Here is a 1,183-nt window from a genome sequence, read left to right as displayed (position 1 = left end):
GGGTTAGCAACTGTCTTCAAAGTCAAGCTCCGATGGGCTGCCGCAGATGACGGGCAGCGTTCCACATCGCCTGGTCGCGCAGCATCGCATTGAGGATCGTCAGCAGCTTGCGCATGCAGGCGACGATGGCCACCTTCTTGGGCTTGCCCGCCGCGACGAGACGCTCGTAGAAGGCGCGGATCACCGGGTTGTGGCGCATCGCCACGATGGCGGCCATGTAGACGACTGCTCGCACCTCGGCTCGTCCGCCCCAGATACGGCGCTTGCCCTGCCGGTGGCCTGAGTCGTCCGCCAGCGGTGCCACGCCCACGAGCTTGGCGATCTGCCGCCGGTCCAGTCGACCCAACTCCGGCAGCGCTGCGGTCAGCGTCAGGATGGTCACCGGTCCGACCCCCTTGACGCTGTCGAGCAGCGCTTTCTGCGCGCCGAAGTGGCGGTCCATGTGGTCGTCGATGTGCTGGTCGACCGCGGCGATCTGCTTGTCCAGAAGCTTGAGCACGCTGTGGATGCTGCGGGCCGCCCGCGGGCCGGCATGCTCCAGGCGGTTGTGCTCGGCCACCCGCATCTCGACCAACTGGCGCCTGCGGGTCATCAGCTCCTCGAGCTGCTGGCGCATGGGCTCCACCATGGGCGTGATGTACTGCGAGCGGTTCGCGTGCCGCGCCAGCACGTCCGCGAAGTCGCGCAGCGTCCTCGCATCGACCTGGTCGGTCTTGGCCAGCACACCCATCGACTTTGCGAAGTCGCGCGCCTGTCGCGGGTTGACCCGCGCCACGCACAGACCCGCGTCCTGCAGAGCACACACCAGCCCACGCTCGTAGCCGCCGGTGGCCTCCACGACCACCAAGTCGACCCCGGCCGAGCGCAGCATCGCGGTCAGCTCGTCCCATCCTCGGGCATCGTTGACCACACGCCGCTCGTCGTCAGCACAGCACACGTCCAAGTGCTGCTTGCTCACGTCGATGCCGGCGTTGGGCCTCACGCCGTCCTTCGCTACCCCACCTTGCGGATGCATGTTCATCATCGACAACTGTTCGGGCTACACGGTTGGACAGAACGGGCCGGTGCGTTGACCTAAAGCTAACCCGCGAGCTGCAAACTCATAGGCCTATCGGGTTTGGCGCACCGACCGCGAAACCTCCGCAGTTCACAACTCAACTGCGGTCTTCGGGAAGATACAAGG

General features: G+C 66.0%; 1 protein-coding gene. It reads right to left on the bottom strand.

The genetic code is table 11. The features are described from left to right. Positions 1-22 precede the first annotated feature (22 nt). Positions 23-1,015, bottom strand: a complete 993-nt coding sequence (locus EV670_RS00030; protein WP_130429783.1) for an IS110 family RNA-guided transposase — start codon at positions 1,013-1,015, stop codon at positions 23-25. Positions 1,016-1,183: the final 168 nt, after the last annotated feature.

It is taken from the genome of Rivibacter subsaxonicus (assembly GCF_004217215.1).
In the GTDB taxonomy this organism is placed as follows: domain Bacteria; phylum Pseudomonadota; class Gammaproteobacteria; order Burkholderiales; family Burkholderiaceae_C; genus Rivibacter; species Rivibacter subsaxonicus.
The sequence above is the reverse complement of the archived record's forward strand: the minus strand, read 5'-3'. Positions and strand labels throughout refer to the sequence as shown.